This is a genomic window from Undibacterium sp. Ren11W, assembly GCF_049340485.1.
GTDB lineage: Bacteria > Pseudomonadota > Gammaproteobacteria > Burkholderiales > Burkholderiaceae_D > Undibacterium.
Genome location: NZ_JBMPPB010000008.1, coordinates 145,231 through 164,944, shown reverse-complemented (window position 1 = coordinate 164,944; position 19,714 = coordinate 145,231). Strand labels below are relative to the sequence as shown.

General features: G+C 51.2%; 15 protein-coding genes. 6 read left to right on the top strand and 9 right to left on the bottom strand.

The window, feature by feature from the left end; translation table 11 throughout:
* Nucleotides 1-151: 151 nt before the first annotated feature.
* Both ACO0K8_RS17265 and ACO0K8_RS17260 read right to left on the bottom strand, forming a co-directional pair.
* Nucleotides 152-1,576 carry an aldehyde dehydrogenase family protein gene (locus ACO0K8_RS17265; protein ID WP_422947901.1) on the bottom strand — a complete coding sequence of 475 codons (1,425 nt, stop codon included), beginning with the start codon at nucleotides 1,574-1,576 and terminating at the stop codon, nucleotides 152-154.
* 22 nt (nucleotides 1,577-1,598) lie between these two features.
* The gene (locus ACO0K8_RS17260) at nucleotides 1,599-2,510 is read right to left on the bottom strand and encodes a dihydrodipicolinate synthase family protein (RefSeq protein WP_422947900.1); all 912 of its coding nucleotides are present in this window, start codon (nucleotides 2,508-2,510) and stop codon (nucleotides 1,599-1,601) included.
* Nucleotides 2,511-2,827: 317 nt separating this feature from the next.
* Between ACO0K8_RS17260 and ACO0K8_RS17255 the strand changes: the two genes are divergently transcribed.
* Nucleotides 2,828-3,622, top strand: a complete 795-nt coding sequence (locus ACO0K8_RS17255; RefSeq protein ID WP_422947899.1) for a helix-turn-helix domain-containing protein — start codon at nucleotides 2,828-2,830, stop codon at nucleotides 3,620-3,622.
* Nucleotides 3,623-3,629: 7 nt separating this feature from the next.
* Here ACO0K8_RS17255 and ACO0K8_RS17250 read toward each other — a convergent pair whose 3' ends face one another.
* The 3 genes from ACO0K8_RS17250 to ACO0K8_RS17240 all read right to left on the bottom strand — a co-directional run bounded on the left by ACO0K8_RS17250 (nucleotide 3,630) and on the right by ACO0K8_RS17240 (nucleotide 7,217).
* Nucleotides 3,630-5,381 carry a GspE/PulE family protein gene (locus tag ACO0K8_RS17250; protein ID WP_422947898.1) on the bottom strand — a complete coding sequence of 584 codons (1,752 nt, stop codon included), beginning with the start codon at nucleotides 5,379-5,381 and terminating at the stop codon, nucleotides 3,630-3,632.
* 233 nt (nucleotides 5,382-5,614) lie between these two features.
* A complete protein-coding gene (locus ACO0K8_RS17245; RefSeq protein WP_422947897.1) occupies nucleotides 5,615-6,040 on the bottom strand; it encodes a hypothetical protein in 426 nt (141 codons plus the stop codon).
* Nucleotides 6,041-6,056: 16 nt separating this feature from the next.
* A complete protein-coding gene (locus ACO0K8_RS17240; protein WP_422947896.1) occupies nucleotides 6,057-7,217 on the bottom strand; it encodes a hypothetical protein in 1,161 nt (386 codons plus the stop codon).
* 340 nt (nucleotides 7,218-7,557) lie between these two features.
* Between ACO0K8_RS17240 and ACO0K8_RS17235 the strand changes: the two genes are divergently transcribed.
* A complete protein-coding gene (locus tag ACO0K8_RS17235; RefSeq protein WP_422947895.1) occupies nucleotides 7,558-8,679 on the top strand; it encodes a PilT/PilU family type 4a pilus ATPase in 1,122 nt (373 codons plus the stop codon).
* A gap of 20 nt (nucleotides 8,680-8,699) precedes the next feature.
* Here the strand turns inward: ACO0K8_RS17235 and ACO0K8_RS17230 are convergent, their stop codons facing one another.
* The 4 genes from ACO0K8_RS17230 to ACO0K8_RS17215 are packed head-to-tail and all read right to left on the bottom strand — an operon-like array spanning nucleotide 8,700 to nucleotide 12,323.
* Complete coding sequence (locus ACO0K8_RS17230; protein ID WP_422947894.1) at nucleotides 8,700-9,977, bottom strand: FAD-dependent oxidoreductase; 1,278 nt, start codon at nucleotides 9,975-9,977, stop codon at nucleotides 8,700-8,702.
* A complete protein-coding gene (locus tag ACO0K8_RS17225) occupies nucleotides 9,974-10,249 on the bottom strand; it encodes a (2Fe-2S)-binding protein (protein ID WP_422947893.1) in 276 nt (91 codons plus the stop codon). The genes ACO0K8_RS17230 and ACO0K8_RS17225 overlap by 4 nt, the downstream gene beginning before the upstream one ends.
* Complete coding sequence (locus ACO0K8_RS17220) at nucleotides 10,246-11,376, bottom strand: NAD(P)/FAD-dependent oxidoreductase (protein ID WP_422947892.1); 1,131 nt, start codon at nucleotides 11,374-11,376, stop codon at nucleotides 10,246-10,248. Before ACO0K8_RS17220 ends, ACO0K8_RS17225 begins: the two co-directional genes overlap by 4 nt.
* Nucleotides 11,373-12,323 carry a 4-hydroxyproline epimerase gene (locus ACO0K8_RS17215; protein WP_422947891.1) on the bottom strand — a complete coding sequence of 317 codons (951 nt, stop codon included), beginning with the start codon at nucleotides 12,321-12,323 and terminating at the stop codon, nucleotides 11,373-11,375. The genes ACO0K8_RS17220 and ACO0K8_RS17215 overlap by 4 nt, the downstream gene beginning before the upstream one ends.
* Nucleotides 12,324-12,580: 257 nt before the next feature.
* Here ACO0K8_RS17215 and ACO0K8_RS17210 point away from each other — a divergent pair, with 257 nt between their 5' ends.
* The 4 genes from ACO0K8_RS17210 (at nucleotide 12,581) to ACO0K8_RS17195 (ending at nucleotide 19,491) form a co-directional block, all read left to right on the top strand.
* Nucleotides 12,581-13,960, top strand: a complete 1,380-nt coding sequence (locus tag ACO0K8_RS17210; RefSeq protein ID WP_422947890.1) for a sensor histidine kinase — start codon at nucleotides 12,581-12,583, stop codon at nucleotides 13,958-13,960.
* A 102-nt stretch (nucleotides 13,961-14,062) separates the two neighbouring features.
* Complete coding sequence (locus tag ACO0K8_RS17205) at nucleotides 14,063-14,857, top strand: substrate-binding periplasmic protein (protein WP_422947889.1); 795 nt, start codon at nucleotides 14,063-14,065, stop codon at nucleotides 14,855-14,857.
* Nucleotides 14,858-14,993: 136 nt separating this feature from the next.
* A complete protein-coding gene (locus tag ACO0K8_RS17200) occupies nucleotides 14,994-15,221 on the top strand; it encodes a hypothetical protein (protein ID WP_422947888.1) in 228 nt (75 codons plus the stop codon).
* On the top strand, nucleotides 15,214-19,491 hold the full coding sequence (locus tag ACO0K8_RS17195; RefSeq protein ID WP_422947887.1) for a hypothetical protein: 4,278 nt from the start codon (nucleotides 15,214-15,216) through the stop codon (nucleotides 19,489-19,491). Before ACO0K8_RS17200 ends, ACO0K8_RS17195 begins: the two co-directional genes overlap by 8 nt.
* The last annotated feature ends 223 nt before the right edge of the window (nucleotides 19,492-19,714 follow it).

Below are 19,714 nucleotides of genomic sequence, written 5' to 3'. Positions count from 1 at the left end.
GAGCCAGGTCGAAACCTGGCTCATGCAGCGGGGGACACGCATCTTTGCGCGCTAAAAGAGTCGCTTCGCTAACTGGTATTGCTGCTATCTATTTGCCTCCTTGTCGCGTCTTCATACTGGACTAGGTTTGCTATTGCTAGACTGTTCGGACTCAGGCCAGATAATGTGTTTTGACCCGGGTATAGAATTCCATCGCCATACCTCCCTGTTCGCGCGGGCCAAAGCTTGATGCTTTGCTGCCGCCAAACGGCACATGGTAATCAACCCCGGCGGTTGGAGCGTTGACCATCACCATACCGGCTTGCATTTCACGGCGGAATTGCGTTGCGTATTTGAGCGAAGTGGTGCAAATGCCACCCGATAAGCCGAAAGGCGTGGCGTTGGCAACTTGTAGGGCTTGTTCAAAATCCTTGACCTTGATCAGGCTGGTGACAGGGCCAAATATTTCTTCCTGGTTGATACGTGCCTGCGCATCATGATTTTCGATCACGGCGGGGCTAAAGAAATAACCTTTACCTGCTTGACGCTGACCACCTATCAGTAATTTCCCACCTTCTGCAAGGCCAATATCGATATAGCTCAGATTTTTTTCCAGTTGGCGCAGATCGACCACTGGTCCTATCTGGGTGCTGGCATCCAAGGCGTCGCCAACCCGCAATTGCGCGGTTCTGGCGAGCAAAGCAGCGGTAAATTCCGCGTATATTTTTTCAGTGACAATGGTGCGACTCGATGCGGTACAGCGCTGACCCGTTGAGAAAAATGCACCATTCACGGCGCACTCGACCGCCAGTGGCAGGTCGGCATCATCGAGCACCACTAGTGGGTTCTTTCCGCCCATTTCCAATTGGAATTTTTTCAAATGCAAGGCGCAATGCTGGGCGATAGATTTGCCAGTGGCAATGGACCCGGTAAAACTGACGGCATCGACCTGAGGATGTTCTACCAGGGCTTTGCCAGCAACGCCTGCGCCTAGCACCAGATTAAATGCACCGGCTGGTAAGCCGGAGCGACTAATGATGTCAGCCAAGGCTGAAGCGCAGGCGGGGGTTAATTCTGAGGGTTTCAAGATGACCGTATTGCCGCAAGCTAGTGCCGGTGCGGTTTTCCAGGCGGGGATCGCAATCGGGAAATTCCAAGGGGTAATCAAAGCAACGACACCCACGGCTTCGCGTGAGGTAATCACCTCCATTCCTGGGCGTACCGAGGCGATCGCCTGTCCGCCTATGCGTAATGCTTCTCCTGCGAAAAATTTGAAAACATAGCCTGCCCGTGCCACTTCACCGATTGCCTCTGCCAAGACTTTACCTTCTTCACGTGCCAGCAAGGTCCCCAGCTCTTGTTTCCGGGCCAAAATTTCGCTGCCTATGAAGTCAAGCACATCAAAGCGCTGTTGCGGCGTTGATCTGCTCCATTGCGGTAAAGCTCGCGTTGCCGCCTGCACGGCAAGATCAACGTGACTGGCATCGGCTTCACTAAACTCGCCTATCAATTCATCGGTATTGGATGGATTGATATTGCTGCGCGTGCTGTTGGAGCGGAGCCGCTCGCCGGCGATTAAATGGTGGTGAAGTGGCACGGGTGTTCCTTAAATAGATAAATTAAAGATAGGCTGAAACATCGGGGCGGGTCGCCAGCGCCTTGCTGACCACGAGCGTGACGAACTCACGTTCTGCACCAACCAGTGGCTGACGAGGGCGACGCACGAATTCATTGCCTACTCCTACCAAAGTTTCTACCAGCTTTAAGTTTTGGACTAATTTATTTGAAACATCCAAGTGCATCAAAGGCATAAACCATTGATAGAGCTTGAGCGCTTCATCGTAGCGTTTTGCTTGCATTAAATTATACAGGGCGACGGTTTCTTTCGGGAAGGCGACTACTAGTCCCGCCAGCAAACCATCGGCACCGACCGCTAGACCTTCAAACGATAAATCATCTACGCCCATGAACAGTTGATAGCGTGTGCCAACCGCATTACGCAAGTCAGTAATACGGCGGATATTGTCGGTTGACTCTTTGATGGCGACAATTTGTTCACAATCGGACAGATCGATAAAGTCGGCAGGCGTCAGGTCCACTTTGTAAGCAACCGGATTGTTGTACACCATGATAGGCAGTTGCGCTGCTTTTGCGATGGTGCGTAGATTGTCTTTGGCTTCGCGTGAATCGGCCGCATACAAGACCGAAGGCATGACCATGAAACCCTGTACGCCCATTTTTGCCGCCTGTTCGACAAAACGCACTGCATTCGCGGTGCGCGTTTCCGAGACATTGACTAAAACCGGCAGGCGTTTGTCAGCGACATTCAGAGCAGTTTGAGTAACTTCAAGTTTTTCGTCAAATGACAGTGTGCTGGCCTCACCGAGCGAACCGCAAGTAAGCAGACCATGTACGCCACTGTTAATTTGGAAATCGAAGTGCTTTTCCATTGCGGCATGGTCGAGATCCTCATTCTCTTTGAATTTAGTCGTAACTGCCGGAAAAATGCCGCGCCATTTTGGATTGTGCAATTTATATCTCCTGATAATGTTTGTGATTAGTCAGACTTTCGCAAGCCCGCCCCAGCGTCGTTGCATCCACCTTGCCGTACTAAAGAAAGTTTTCGGCGGAATTTTTAGCGAGAACAGTTTTAAGTAAGTCCTAAGCAGATGTTGAGAACTGAATATTAATACCATTTAAATATATTAGCAATATATGATGATATGTAGTTCTAATATTTCTAGCCGCTTGGAGAAAGCTGTTAGAGCGAGGTACAATCATTCTTGCACTTTCATTAACCACTTGTCGGATAGTTAATCTATCATCGAGCTTTTCTAAAACCTAGCGCATGTACAACACCTCTGAAGATCTACAACCTCAGCAAGCCTTAGCATTAACGCGCGAGCAACTCGCCAGCCAAATCTCGGATGTGTTTTTTACCGAAGCTTTGTTTGATGCGATGCCCGACGTGGTGTTTTTTGTGAAAGATATTACTGGCCGCTATGTCGTCGTGAATCAAACCCTGGTTGACCGATGTGGCCAGAAAAATAAACGTGCGCTGCTTGGGCGTACTGCAAGCGAGGTGTTTCCCGCTACGTTGGCGGTCAATTACAGCGAGCAGGATAAGTATGTGCTCAATGGTGAGGGGGAATTACGTGATCAGCTTGAACTTCATTTGTACCCTGATCGCGATCCTGGCTGGTGTTTGACGTATAAGATACCTATGTTCGATGCACAGCGACAAATCATAGGCTTGACCGGAATTTCGCGCGATTTAGCAATGCCAGATCAACGCCATCCTGTGTATCATAAAATCGCTGCGGCCTTACGTCATTTGCATGCCAATTATGCTGAAGCTATCCACATGGCGGATCTGGCGCATATTACCAATTTATCGGTGGCGCAAATTGAACGTTATTTCCAAAAAATATTTTCACTGACACCGCGTCAGATGATCATTAAGATACGGCTCGATGCCGCTACTGGGATGTTGGCTGATCCTGCGAAAAGTATCACTGAGATCGCTGCCGCTTGTGGTTATCAAGATCACAGCGCGTTCTCGCGGGTGTTTAAGGCCACTGTCGGCGCTACCCCGAGTGACTACCGCCTCATGTTATTGAGTCAGGCCAGGCACAACTCGTAAGCGCTAGCTACATACAGGCGCGATAGACTTCGGCAATCGAGACCTGCTTGTTACGCGCCTGCTCAACCCCGTTGACGGGCAAACTGATCATGCCATTCTTGAGTGCCAGTTTTCGATACTCTTCACTGGCGACACCGGCCTTGATTTCTGCGCGTAATTCTTCATCCATGACGAGTAATTCATAGATCGCCAATCGTCCCTTAAATCCAGTGTGGCGGCAGCTCTTGCAGCCGCTGCCACGATAAAATTTCTCGGTTTCGTCTAAACCCATATTTTTACGCATCAGTGCCGCAATTGGTTCCTCCTGTAAACAATCCGGGCAATTGCGACGCACCAGCCTCTGTGCCAGTACACCGATCACGGCGGAGCGTATCAGGTAGGGCGCGATGCCTATTTCCATTAAACGCACTAAGGCACTCGCGGCATCGTTGGTATGCAGGGTGCTAAACACCAGATGCCCGGTCAAGGCACTCTCTACTGCGATTTTACAGGTCTCAACATCACGCATTTCTCCTATCATGATGACGTCGGGATCATGTCTCAGGATATGTCTTAAGGCTTGCGGGAAACCGAAATTAATCGCTTGGTTAGTCTGGATTTGCCGGGTGTTCGCTAATTCATATTCGATAGGATCTTCTACCGTGATGATATTGAGTTTATCTTTCCCCACCTCTTGCAAGGCCGCATACAGGGTCGTGGATTTTCCCGAGCCGGTAGGGCCTGTGACCAAAATAATGCCGTAACTGCGATGTATCAAATCTAAAAAACGCTCTTTGTCACTAGTCTTAAATCCTATGTCATCGATGTTGCGCAAGCCCTGGCTCTTATTCAAAATACGGATGACTATACTTTCACCGTATTGGACTGGAATAATCGATATTCTTAAATCTACAGCCTGGCCTTTATCGTTGATCTTTATTCTGCCATCCTGTGCCAGGCGATGCTCGGCAATATTCAGGTTGGAGAGTATTTTGATACGGCTCACAAAGGCTGGCAGTAAGCTGGACTTGAACTGACGTATCGACAACAGACTGCCATCGATGCGATACAGTAATTCGAAGGTTTTGCTGCTAGGCCGTATGTGGATATCCGAGGCGCGTTGATTGATTGCATCGAGAATAATTGAGTTAACCAGTTGAACTAGTGGCGCTTCTTTTGCCAATTGTTCGGCATCACGCCAGATTTTTTGTTCGTCGACTAATTCCGGTGTGGGAATGTCTAACTCTTGTACCGTCTGCGATTCCTGGTAGTTCAGTCTTATTGCCTGTTCTATCTCAGACTCACTCGTGAGCACAAACCGTAAAGCATGCTCTACGGTAAAGCGTAATAATTCTAAGGATTGGGGACTAGGCAAATTAGCGGTCGCCAGTATCAGTACATCGTCATTGAGCATGAGCGGCAGCACATGTAGTTTCAATGCTAATTGGACCGGGAGAAGTCCAATAATTTTGGTATCGAAATCAAATTCGTCTAAGGCGACTCTTGGCAGATCCAGGGTCTCCAGTATCGAATGATCTAAAGCATCTTTGCTGATCGCACCGATGTCGATGAGAATTTCGCCCAATCTTCTTTTTGGCGAAACGTTTTGCAAACTCAGTGCGATTCGAAGATTTTCGCCTGTGACCAATTGCTCGTCGAGTAAAAATTGTCCGAGTTTTTGATGATGTGAATTCTGTGTGTTTAGCAATTGCTGCAACTCACTGGAGTTTTTAGCGCAATGCAAGTGGTTCCGGCCTTTGTTTTTTTCAGGCGTGCTCATGCTTGGAATGTTGGTGTTATGAATGTAAATGCGATGTCTTGACTTTGACATGAAAAATCAAATCGTCTTTTGCTTAACATCAATATGTGAGTTGTTGAAATGACGATATGTCTTTGTATTTAGCAATGCGCCGCTTTTAGTCAAGTCGATTAAGTACTTGGTGCGGTGTTGACACCAAACAATATAATGAAAGTGCCAGAAAATCTGATTTTCTGGCCGCTGTAAATGTTAGCTTATTCGATGGTGAATAATATTTTCACCGTGCCATCGACTGCACTTTTTTCGATGTAACCAATGGCGTCGGGATTGGCTGCAACCAATTTTTTTACTTCCGCACTATTGGCAACCTCTTTTGGTGGAGATCCTTTACCTGAAAAAACTAAACGAGACCATACGGCTTTTACTTGTGCGGCTGTTTTATCCGTTACTTTGGTATAAAACATTTGGCGTGCCTCGACAGTTTCAACTTGATCAATCAATACTGGAATGCCTGCGCCAGGTAATTGCGATGATTTACCAAGAAATAGCGATGCCGTTTGTTCACGTGTGAGCACTTTCGCCGGACTGTTTATGCCTGCGACGACGACCATTTGCGCACTGCAGGTATGAGCCATCAGCATACTGACTAGTAGTAAAGAAAATTGGACAATATTTTTCATTTTGATCTACCCCTCATTAAAATACGCGGTCATAACTGATACGAAATAAGGTCGAATTTCCGCCAAAATTATTCGTGACGTCGGTATTTCTATCAATTTGCGCTTTGATTGCACTACTTGACCCCAGGTCATAGCGTAATGTCAGCGAGCTACGCTTATATGATTGAGGCAAATATTGCGCAAGATCACTCGATTTTTCTGAGTATTCGGCATAGTTGATAAATGGTGTCCATTGGCCGATCCGCCAACCAGCACCAATGGTAAATGCGGGAGCAGTTACCGTATATTGATTGGCCTTAAATTCACGTTTCAATTGGGTCACTTCAGATAGCACGAACCAATTCTCGAAATCAAGGTTGATCGCAATACCTAACGCATTTAATGCCGCAGAGCTATCGAGACCTATCTCTATGTTTTGATTTCTTACGTCCGCCTGCATATAAATCAGACGGGTTGTCAGAGGACCATTGTTGGCTTCAAGGTCGGCACCAATTAAATTTTTCCAGGTAACTTCGGTTTTTCCCGGGTAGTAGAGTTTTTGATATAAAGAATCTTTTACTTTCTCAGACCCCATAAAAATGCTGGTACTCACATTGGTATCCCCGACATTGCCGTTGTAACGCAGGCTAGCGCCGTTGTAATTGGTCGCTTCCCATCCGTATAGCTCAGGTGGTGGGCTGATCCATGGGTAAGAGACACCGATGTCTTGAAAGTCAGAATAATAGTAAAGCGGGATGCGTTTACGGCCGACTTGAATTTCCCAGTTTTGATTGAGCTTGTATCCGCCATAAGCCCATTGGACGTTGGGCGTACCATCTGTTCCGCGACTGGCGAGCTGACCGACAAAGGTGGTATTGGCGTTCATCTTGTAGGTGATCTGGATGCCGACGCGCGATTCAGGGGTTAGGGATGCGCTATCCGTATAAACCCCGGCGTTACTCCAGTCTGCGGTGTAACAAGGACAATTACTTCCATTTATTTGAGAAGGGCCAAGATAATTTGCATCCATATTTCCATTGAGAATTTTTCCTCCGACAATGGAAAGAAAACCGGAAATTTTCAGATCTGAATTAGATTTTTCCTCTTGCGCTGAAACGGGGGTAATTAGACCGAGGAAAATACTGGCTGCTGCTAGGCCTAGGAGTGTTTTGGGGACGGTAACGCTGATATCCATCATGATTGCTTTCCTTTTTGCGAGGTATACAATAAAAATGATAAACCTCTATAAAAACTACGCTATTTTTTTCATCGGGGCAATGTTTACTGCCGGAGAGTGAGGTATTTTTTCAATGGTGTGCCTGTTACTGCTATGAGGGAGTATTTTTATTTTGGGAGGACCTGTTGTTTTCGTAGCGCTTGAAATTAACTTCATTGATCTGCGACAAATAAAAAAACAAGGTCTCATTTACTCTTGACGTATAGGTATTTTTATTCACTATGAATTGCTTGCGAGGTAGATACTTTGATTTCTAAATACGCAAGTCATGAACGCTAAAATCTGCTACCAAGGAATTGCCATGACCAACATGAATACCTATCTAACGCTGATGGTGGATCGTTCTGCTTCCGATCTATTTCTTACCACCGGAGCTCCTCCAAGTATAAAAGTCGACGGTCAGATTTTTGCACTGAATGTGCCTAAACTGGCCGTCGGGGAAGTCAAAGAAATCGCCGAGCACATCATGACGGCAGAGCAAAGAAATCAATTTGCCACCACCATGGAATGTAATTTTTCCTGGTCCTGCAAGGATTTGGGACGTTATCGCATCAATGTGTATCATCAACGCGGTGAAGTGGCGATGGTGATGCGTATGATTAACTCACAAATAGCTGATTTTGAAACCCTGGGCTTGCCGCCTAAGGTGGCCGAATTAGCCATGCTTAAACGTGGGCTGGTACTGGTAGTCGGCGCTGCGGGATCCGGAAAAAGTACCACATTGGCCGCCATGATCAAGCATAGATCTACCAACGCCGAGGGGCATATTTTAACTATAGAAGACCCGATCGAGTTTCTGTTCCCACATGCCCGCTCCATGGTGGATCAGCGCGAAGTGGGGATCGATACACTCAATTTTGGCGAGGCCTTACGCAACGCCCTAAGAGAAGCACCGGATGTCATTATGATAGGTGAAATTCGCGATCGCGAAACTGCACAGCATGCAATTACCTATGCAGAAACAGGTCATCTATGTATTTCTACTATGCATGCGAATAACGCAAACCAAGCCATAGACCGACTGATTAATTTTTTCCCGGAAGACGCGCATAAGCAGATTTTGCTTGATTTATCGATGAATTTAAAAGGCGTAGTGTCTCAGCGACTGGTTCCTGCGATTAAGCAGAAGCGGGTATTGGCGCTAGAGATTTTGTTGCAAACTTCATTCATTTCTGAGTTGATGCAACGCGGGCGTCTTGGCGAGATTAAAGACGCGATGGCCAAGGGTAATGAAGAAGGCATCGTTACCTTTGATCAGTCTTTGTTTGCGCTCTACCAGGCAGGAAAAATTTCGGCCGAAGTGGCGATACAAAATGCCGACTCCAGTACCGATCTTGCTTTGAAAATACGTTTGTCCGAGCATCATTTGCCCAGCGATGCGCCGGCATATACGATTGATACAATGCAGAAAAAAGATTTTTAAGCTGGGCCGAGCTGCGCTGGCTAAGCAGAGTCTTTTTGCAGTTCGCACAGGCTGGCAATCCGGGCATTGGCAAATGGCAAACGGCCAGCGTCTTTGTCCCAGTTAAACAAGGTCTGTGCGGCAGCACCGCAAATACGTCCCTGGCAGGCACCCATGCCACAACGCGTATGCAGCTTAGCACTGCGCCAATTACTATGGCCTTGCAATTGCGCGTAAGACACGTCTTCACAGCGACATACCAGAGTGTCTGGCGCGCATAATTGCAGCAGCTCAGACCGTAATGAAAAATGTCGGCTTAGCTTCAGGCTAAAGTTCAAGCCGCTTTGTTTTTGCCTGAAATAATCACGCGCACTTTGTTCATCCTCAGTTGCGGCAAAGCCCGCGATAGCCCCTTCGGCCAATGCCAGATCGACACCGCCTATTCCGGTACTTTCACCCGCGGCATACACATTTTCTATGCTAGTGCGTTGCCATTGATCGACCTTTACTTTGGGATGGCTGGCAGTGAGATCGAGTGCGCAATTGAGGCTGGCAGCTAGCTCGCTATTGGGCAGCAAGCCATAGCCGCAAGCCAGATAATCACAGGCAATGTTCTGCTGCCGGCCCTGGATGTTGATGCTTATGGTGCTGAGCTGTTCATTGGCATCGCTATGGGCTGCGATCACATAACTATTGCTGGAATAGCTAGCCGAGCTTAAATTTTTCGCTAATTGCAAGGCTTGGAATAGCTTGCGTGGTGTCGCCAGTAGCGAAAGCGCGAATCGCCCCAGTTGTGGCAGGCTGGCCTGCTCCAGAATATGGGTGACCAGAGCGCCGCGTTCTATCAAGCTAGCCGCTACGGCTAATAACAAGGGGCCGCTACCGGCCACTACGATGCGTTTGCCCGCGACGGGGTAGCCGTTCTTTGCCAGCGCTTGCAAGCCCCCCGCGCCGGTCACGCCGGGCAAGGTCCAGCCAGGGAACGGCAGCAGTAGTTCGCGCGCACCGGTGGCTAGTATCAGTTTCTGGCATTCAAACAGCCGGGCTTTTTGATGGTCTTCGGTCAGGATCTCTTGCGCCGATTTTGCATGTACTAACCGCGTTTGGAAATGGAAGTGAACCTTGTTATTCTCGCGTAAATTTTGCCATAATTCGCGCGCTCGTTGATCCTGGTTTGTATCTGCACCGCCGCGCCAAATCTGCCCACCGGATCGAAAATTATCGTCGATCACGTCGACTCTGGCGCCGCTTTGTGCCGCGCTCTGTGCTGCTGCCAATCCGGCCGGTCCAGCACCTATGATGAGAATATCGGTTTTCATGTCAAGACCTCACTTGCTGCAGCCGGCTTGGCTAGCTGTATCTGCATGTTTTCCTGGCACAAAGTCTGGCAAGCTAGTTGTTGCGCACGGCCATTGATACTGACCCGGCATTCCTGGCAGATGCCCATCCCGCAGACGGCCGCTCGCGGTTGTCCGCTCACGGAGATTCTGCTAAAAGTATGTCCCGCCAGCGCGATAGCCGCGGCGACACTGATGCCGCTTGCTACCTGCAGTATTTGGCCGTCGATCCTGATGGAAATAGTGTCTGTCATGTCGATTGCTGAACGCTTAACTCAAAACGTGAAGGTGAATAGGGCACAGTATCAATCTGGCTGCTTAGACCGCAAATCTGATTTGTGAGTAGTTCAGCCGTTGCCAGCGAGGTGGTAATTCCAAGCCCCTCATGACCAGTCGCCAGCCACACATGAGGCCGCTCTGGGTGCTCGCCTATCAGCGGCAATCCGTCAGGACTGGCGGCCCTAAATCCGGTCCAGCTGCGCAGTGCTTTGAGCTCACTTAAACCTGGTACGAATTGCAGCGCATGGTCTAGCATTTTGGCTAGCATTGCGCTTTCCACCGTCTTGTCCTTGACATCAAACTGGCGTGACGAACCTATCAGAATTTGCCCGGTTGGGCGCGCTTGTAGATTGAAGGCAACCGAGTTGCCATCCGAGGCATGAGCACTTTTGATGTAGCCCAGTTCCACCAGTTGATGGCGGATAAAGTCGGGGTAGCGATCAGTAATTAACAGATGCCCTTTTTTGTAACGCAAGGGGAGCTCAGGTAACAGAGTGGCCGCTGCGATACCGTTGGCGATCACAACTTCGGATGCCAGATAAACGCTGCCGTCGGCTAGGCGCACGCCGCCCGCAACTAAGGCACTCACTTCGCCTTGTACTAATTTTGCGCCATGCCCCAGCGCCAGATTGAGCAACAACTGGGCGCTTTTTGGTGGGTACACCAAGGCATCACCAGCCACCTTTAAGCCTCCCGCCAAGCCAGTACGTAAGCATGGTTCGGCTTTTGCCAGGGCCTGTGCGTCGAGCATCTGACACGCTATCCCATGCGCCAGCAAGGTTTCTTGTTTGAGTTTTGCCGCCGCCATTTCTTCTTCATCGGTGGCGACCCAGATCGTGCCGCAAGCATGGTATTCGTGGCCGGCTGCATGTTTGGCAACTAGCTTGCGCCAAAGCTCTAAGGAGTAACTAGTCAGTGCCAGTTCGGCCGGATTATCGTCCATCACCACCAGATGGCCCATGCCGGCGGCGGTCGCACCGCCACCAATGATGCCCGCTTCTATGATGGTGACATGCATGCCTTGCCTGGATAATGCAGCAGCGCAAGCGCAACCTATGATGCCGGCACCGACCACGATCACGTTGTTTGCATAACTACTCAATTTCTGATGCCCCAGACAAAGGGGTCGCGTTGGTCCAGTAATAAAGTCGCCTCCGCGTTCACATAGGCATGGCCCTTGATGCTAGGCAGGATTTTTTGTAATGGTGCAGCTTCCAGTATTTGATAGCTGGCATCAAACACGCTGCCGATAATGCTTTCCTGACGCCAGATTTGGTTTTCTGCCAGTTTGCCGTCGGCCGCCAGACAAGCCAGTTTGGCGCTAGTGCCGGTGCCGCAGGGTGAGCGATCGTAGGCATTGCCGGGGCAGAGCACAAAGTTTTGGCTATCGTTGGCGGGATTTATTGGTGCGCCAAATAATTCTATGTGATCGATTTCGGCACCGTCCTGGCCAGTAATCTGCGCTTCTGCCAACGCGGTTTTGACACGCCGGCCAAAATCGCTCAATGCGTTGACGTTGGCCAGACTAAGATTCTGGCCACGCTCGGCGATCAGAAAAAACCAATTGCCGCCCCAGGCCACGTCACCGCTCACTTCGCCATGTCCGGGCACTGTGATCTTCACATCTTTCTGATGCCGGTAGGCCGGCACATTATGCACCGTCACACTGCCGTCCGCGTGCAGTTCGGTCGCTACCACACCGACCGGGGTTTCTATCTTGTGATGTCCTAGGCCGATTTTATTTTGATACGCCAAAGTGGCGATAAAACCTATCATGCCGTGCCCGCACATGCCTAGGTAGCCTACGTTATTGAAAAATATCACGCCTGCACTGCAAGCAGGATCGTGCGGCGCGCAGGCCAGTGCACCGACGATCACGTCGGAGCCGCGCGGCTCACACACTGTCGCACTGCGGAGATGATCGAACTTCTCTTTAAACAGCGCCAGGCGCTGCGCCAATGGGCCTGAGCCAAGCTCAGGGCCGCCCGCTACGATCAGACGGGTAGGTTCGCCGCCGGTATGGGAGTCGATGATGGATATTTTTTTCATGCGTCTAGCTTACAAAAAACCTTCGCGTGTGTCTTGATAATTCGCTGCTGAATGATGCAGAAATCGGCACACCGGCAACAAACCAAAAACAGGTGAGCAACTATGTCAGTGTCATCTGCGTAGGCGCACGTGCTTGTAAATTTTAACTTTACTCATATACTTGGGCTTAGGTAGATGTTTTTTATACATTGTATTAACTGGGACAGACAAATATTCAGTATTGCTTAGGAGTAATTAACTTTTGAAAGAACTCTCAGATGGAAAATTCAACACTGAATATTCAAGTTTCTCCTATGGTGGTGCCATCGGCGCTATTTGATGAGAGCGAAAGACGAAAGTTGGCGGAAGCTTCTTTGCGTTCGATTACGTTGTCTACTTCGCGCGCACGAGGCGATGAGTTTTTTCGCGTACTCGTCAAGGATTTGGCAGTTGCGCTCGATGTGTTTTATGTGGTTGTCGGAGAAATCGTTAACGTCGATGGCGACGAGGCTAATCGTACCCTGGCGGTATGGGCGGGTCAGGACTATATGGATAATCTGACCTATTCGTTGAAAAACACGCCATGCAGTGAGGTGAATGATCAAAGTATGTGTTTTCATCCTTGTGATATTCAAGCCGCCTATCCCTTGGACACTTTACTTGTCGATATGCAGGCGCAAAGCTATGTCGGCATGCCTATGGTCGGCACCGATGGCACCACACTAGGAATTCTCGTTGCGCTCGATACCAAGCCTATCGATGAGAACAAGCGCCTGATGGCACTGTCTTTGTTATCGATATTTTCTGCCCGTTGTGCTGCTGAATTACAACATCGGCGGCGTGAACTTGAACTCGAAGAACTGGTGGAGAAACGCACTAAAGCCTTGGCCAATGCCCGCGATCTATTGCTGCAGCGTGAAAAATTGGCGGCTCTCGGTTCGCTGGTGGCAGGGATTGCGCATGCCATCAATACCCCGGTAGGAAATGCACTCACCACCGTCACCGCTTTACGTGACTATGCCAATGAGTTGGCACCCCAAATTCAGGCGGAAAATATCGATAGAAAACGTCTGCTTGAGGCGAGTAGTCAGTTAGTCGGCGGGGCCGAGCTGATAGAGCGTAACTTGCATAGAGCCAGCGAACTGATTAGTAACTTCCGTATGCTGGCCATTACTCAGGATACTGATGAACTCAGTGACTTGAATTTGTATGACTACCTGACCGGTATCTGTATTGCCCATCAACCAGAATTGAAGAAACGCCAGGTGCAAGTCATTACCGAGGTAGTGAATAATCTCTTGGTGCGTTTGCCCGCGGGAATGCTCTCGCAAATTATTTCGAATTTACTCATGAATGCCTTACTACATGGTTTTGTTGATCGTAGTAGCGGCACCATCAGCATCGTCGCCCACCTGGAAGGGGAGGCCAACAAAGATTTGTATGTGAGTTTTAGTGATGATGGCGTGGGCGCAACGCCAGAGGTCTTGCGGCGTATGTTCGAGCCGTTTTTTACCACTCGTTTTGGGCAGGGTGGCTCTGGCTTGGGGATGCATGTGGTGTACACGCTGATGCAAAGATTGGGCGGCACGATCGAGGTGCGTAGCCCGGCTAGCGGTGGCTTGCAGGTCAATTTACACTTCCCTGCTTGCGTGGTGTAAGTGTTTCAATTGGCTGGGTTTGAATGAGGAAATCTTGTTTTTAAGAATTGCAGGCGCTACTATGAGGTGCGCATTCCGCATACTTAGCCTCAGGAGAAATTCATGATAGCTCGCTCTTCTTTTTCCCTTATTATCGCCTTGTTAGCTGTGACCAGCAGCAGTCTCAGTCTGGCGCAAACCAATCCCACTAGTATTACCCTGTGTCACGAGAATGAAGATTCCTATCCATGGATACTCAAGGCTAAGCCCGGCTATAGCATGATACTGATGAAAGAAATCGAGTCACAGTTAGGGCTGCCGATTAAGCTGGTGGCGCGGCCCTGGAAGCAATGTATGGATGATGTCAAGAGCGGCGCGGTAGATGGGGCGATTAATGCCAGTTACTCGAAAGAGCGCGCCGAATTCGCTGCCTTCCCACTAAAAATGGATGGCGAACCGGATGCCAGCAAACGTATGTATCGCGCCACCTATGCTTTGTATCGGCAAAAAGGCGGAAGTATCGATTTTGACGGACATAAAGTGAATGGCGCCACGGGATCTATCGGTGCCCAAACCGGCTTTTCTATCATCGCGCAGTTAAAACAACTCGGTGTCAAAGTCGATGACAGCATGACGAAGGCCGATGAGCTACTCAAGCAAGTGGCCAGTGGTAAGTTGCAGGGGGCAGCGCTGCAAACGACCGAAGCTGATGATGCTTTGCGTGATGCCGACCTGAAGGCTAAGGTAGAAAGAGTCAACACGCCTCTGGTAGAAAAACCGTATTACACGGTTTTTAATAAAGCCTTCGAACTTAAATATCGCCAGAGCGTGCGTGAAGTCTGGCGTTTGCAGGGCAAAGTGCGTGACTCGGCGGAGTTTAAAGGCAAAGTTGCGCACTTAGTTAAAGCGGTAGATTGAGGTTTTCCGATTCTCGTCAGATCGATACGGATTGTCAGGCGGGCTGAACAGTAACAACGTCCTGCATCAAAAATATGGCATGCCGCCAGCGCGCATATTCCATGCGGGCTGCAGACCAGATAGGCTGGAAACCCGCATGGAATATGCGCGTCCGGCCTATAGCTTTGCAAATCTGCTGCGCGTGGCAGTTTTTCTGCGTAGTCCGAATGTTGTTTCAGCTATTTTTGTTGTGTGGCTTGCAAAAATTGAGCATGAAGCCCTTTATAATCTTCCTCAGTCTAAACCAGAGCCTGCGTCGCTAGCCTGCTGGCCGCGCCCACCCCAGATCAATCGAGTCTGCCTACCTGGAAATATTTATGCTTAAACATTGGATAGGCCTAGTCGCCTTCATCTTTAGCGCGATGCTAACTGCCCATGCTGCCGAATTTCCGCGTAGCGCGATTCCCGATCCGCTCAAGTCTTGGGTGCCCTGGGTACTCGACAGCGTGCCTGACGCCACCTGTCCGCATCAGTTCAACGATGTGAATACGCGCCAGTGTGCCTGGGGTGGCACTTTAGAATTGAAGGCGGGCGCGAACGGCGCTACTTTCGCGCAAGACTGGGTGGTATATCAAGACACGTGGCTGATTTTGCCAGGGGATGAGCAGCAATGGCCGCAAGAGCTCAGTGTGGACGGCAAGGCCAGTGCGGTGCTCAGTCGCGATGGCTTGCCGGCGCTCAAGCTGGGTGTCGGTAGTCACAAGCTGAGCGGGCGTTTTTACTGGAGCGCTTTACCTGAATCTATGGCCTTGCCGCTGACGGCCGGGATTTTGCGTTTGGAGCTGAATGGCCGCCAGGTCAACCTGCCGGTGCGCGATGAAAGCAATCGGCTCTGGTTGCAACGCAGGACCGATACCGAAGGCGAGGAGCAAGCTCAAGTGCGGGTATTTAGAAAAGTGATAGACGGCATACCCTTGCAAGTGGAAACGCGTTTGCGCTTGGAAGTATCGGGAAAAAGTCGTGAGCTAGTGCTGGGGCGAGCCTTGTTGGCGGGCATGATCCCTAAACAATTAAGCGCAATGCTACCGGTCACGCTAGAAGCCGACGGCAGTCTAAAAGTGCAGGCGCGTGCTGGCGTGTGGGACATACAATTGTTGGCACGTTATCCTGGCACTGTGCCAACCCTAAACTTACCGCCGGCAACAGCGCCAACAGCGGCAACTTCAGCAGCACTGTTGGCAACTGAGGAAGTCTGGGTCTTTGAGGCCGCGCCCTTATTGCGTAGCGCCAGCGTGATCGGGCCAGAGGCGGTCGATCCGCAACAAACCAGTTTGCCGCCAGAGTGGCGCAGTCTGCCAGCGTTTTTAATGCGCTCCGATAGCAGTTTCGGCCTGAAAGAAATCCGTCGCGGCGATAGCGAACCGGCACCGGATAAGTTGGCGCTGGAGCGGCAGTTATGGATGAGTTTTGACGGTAGTGTTATCTCCATCAGCGATCGTCTGCACGGCGATATCAGTCGTGCCTCGCGTTTGAATATGGGTGGGCTGGCACAATTAGGGCGTGTTGATATCGCCGGTCAGGATCAATTGATTACCCGTGGTAGTGATAATCTGGCTGGTGTCGAGGTCAAGCGCGGACGCTTGATCATGAGCGCTGACAGCGTGCTGACTAACGTTGGCCATCGCTTACCCGCGTTAGGCTGGCAGCATGATGTGGATCAGCTCAGCATGGCTTTATCGCTGCCTGCCGGTTGGCGTCTACTGCATGCAGGCGGTGCCGATCATGCGCAAGGCGCCTGGATCTCGGCCTGGAATTTGCTCGATTTTTTTGTGGTGTTGGTGATCGCTTTGGCGGTGGGCCAGTTGTGGGGCCGCAAGTGGGGCGCGCTCGCATTACTCTTGCTGATCCTGACCTATCAGGAAGTCGACGCGCCGCGCTATCTGTGGATAATCTTGCTGGCGACGGTGGCGTTGATGCGGGCCTTGCCGGCCGGGCGCTTTAAAGAGGGCATGCTGTGGGCGCAGCGACTGAGTTTCTTCATCTTGCTCATGACTAGTCTGGTGTTCGCCACGGCACAACTACGCGGCGCTTTATATCCGGTTTTAGAATACGGCACTAACATGAACTTTGCTCAGCGTGCGGCACCCGCCGCGCCAGTTGCAGCGCCAGTGGCGGCGGCGATCGAAGTAGCGGCAGCACCTGAAGTGAGTATCAGTGAAGACAAGTCTATGGCGGATGAGGAGGGCGAACAAGGCAAGCGGGACGCTTCCGTCAGGCTGGCCGGATCGCTGGCGCTGAAATCTAAGGTCTATGAGATTCCTCCACCACCGCCAAAATTGTCTGCCCCACTGGCAAAATATCAGCCATATCAAAGCATAGATCCAAACGCCAAAGTACAAACCGGCCCGGGCTTACCGGATTGGAGCTGGAATACTTATAGTCTGACTTGGGATGGCCCAGTGCGTCAGGATCAGCAACTCGATCTATGGTTACTTTCACCCTGGATGAATAAGTTGGTGGTGCTGCTACGCCTGCTGTGCCTGGGTTTATTGCTGTGGTGTGTGGCAGAAATAGGTAAACGCAAAGGCGCGCCGGATACCCCGGACGCCGGGTCTGCGAGTACGCCAGCACAGCCTGCTGCGGGCGGTTTTAAATCGGCGCATTTGATACCGTCCATTGCGGTCTTCGCGCCCGCGCTGGCCGTGGCACTGATAGCGCTCGCTAGCGGCCATGCGCAAGCGCAGTCGCCGAGTACAGAACAACTCGACGAGTTGCGTGAGAAACTCACGCGCCCGGCCGATTGCCTGCCTGAGTGCGTGGATATTTCCAGACTCTCGCTGCAATTAAGCGGCACTAGCCTCAGGCTTAGTTTAGAGGTCGATGCGGCGATCGACAGCGCCCTGCCTTTGCCGGGCGGTGCTAAACACTGGTTGCCGCATGAGGCCAGAGTCGATGGAAAAATTGCCTATGTACAAAAGGATGCGCAAGGTGGTTTGTGGTTGCTGGCCGCCGCTGGTAAACATAGGGTAGAGCTGATCGGTGAGCTGAGTAATCGCGATACCCTGCAATTGCCCTTGCCGCGCAAACCAAGACGCGTCGATATCAATGCCGATGGTTGGGATGTGGCCGGTATCTCCGACGACAACGGGGCCGCCGATACTCTGCAACTGTCGCGCCGCGTCAAGGCCGGCAGCATAGGCGAGGCCCAGCCTCTACCGCCTTTGTTGCGGGTGCAAAGACGGCTGGTACTTGATTTGTTGTGGCGGGTAGAGACCACGGTGCAAAGAGATTCACCTCTGGGTGTGCCGGCTTTGGTCGAGATCCCTTTACTACCGGGCGAGGCGGTCACTAGTGCCGGGGTCATCGTGAAAGACGGCAAGGTCTTGGTCAATCTGGGTCCGCAAGCGACTAGTCTGAGCTGGAGTTCGACTCTGGCGCAAGCGCCTGAGTTAAGTCTCACTGCGATCCCGAATACCGCATGGGTAGAGAGTTGGGTGATAGCGGCTTCTACCATGTGGCATGTCGCTGCCAATGGCATAGCGCCAGTGGCGATGGCGGCAGGAGGCGACGCTGATCTGGCGTTTTACCCATGGCCGGGCGAAGTGCTAAAACTGCGTATAGAGCGGCCGCAAGCAATCGTAGGGCAAACCCTGACCATCGATCATTCACGTTTGTTAGTCACTCCAGGCGCGCGCGCCAGCGACTATCTGTTCGCGCTCAGTCTGCGTAGTAGCCGCGGTGGCGATCACAGTATCAGCTTGCCGCCAGGCGCGGTTTTGCAAAGCGTGAGTATCAATGGCCAGGTCAGGCCGATACGCGCCAACGGCCGCCAGCTCATCTTGCCCATCCTACCCGGCAAACAAGAGTTAGAAGTGCGCTGGCGTCTCGATCAAGGCATGGCGCTCAGCTATGCCACGGCAAGCGTCGATCTGAATATCGCCAGTGTGAATAGCCGCCTCAGCCTGCAGATGCCACACGATCGTTGGCTGTTGCTCAGTAGCGGCCCCGGCGTCGGCCCGGCGATTTTATTCTGGGGCAAACTGCTCGTTTTGCTGGCCGTGGCCGTGGTGCTAGGACGCGTTAGTCGGCAATCAGGCGTGCCTATGCAGACCCGGCATTGGATACTGCTGGTGCTCGGTCTGACCCAAGTGCAATGGTGGGCTGCGAGTATCGTCATCGTTTGGTTTTTTGCCTTTGCTATGCGCGGAAAATCCGGCCGCAGCGGGCTCGCGACAACCAGCGCCACCTGGTTGTTTAACTGGCGTCAAGTGGCACTACTGCTACTCAGTCTGGCCATGCTAGGAGTCTTGTTAGAGGCGGTACGCGGCGGCTTATTGGGCTATCCAGACATGCAAGTAGCCGGGAATAATTCCAGCTACGATAAGCTCAATTGGTACCTGGATAGGTCCGGCAAAGAGCTGCAAGGCGCGTGGGTCCTCAGCCTGCCCATCATGCTGTATCGCGCTCTGATGCTGGCCTGGGCCTTGTGGTTAGCCTGGTCTTTACTGGCCTGGCTCAAGTGGGGCTGGAGCGCCTACAGCAGCGACGGCCTGTGGCGACACAAACCCAAGAAACTCGTGCCAGTGGCCGATGCTGCGGGCGTGAAAGCGCAAGTGCCAAGCGAGTCTGTGCCAATTCAAGATCAGGCCGACTAGCTAGCCCTCGATAGTCAACACCGTCCTCAGCTAATCTTGTTGCGGCTAGCTGAGGACCAAGATAAAAATCTTCAAAGGCATTTTCTTGCTTATCTATGGCGGTTTAAGATTCTAAAAATGCACCCTGCCAGCGCGCATATTTCATGCGCTTCTCCGGCGTGCCTGGCCTGCAGCCCGCATCGGATATGCGGCTTGGCAGCATGCCATTTAAGTTTTTTAGGCG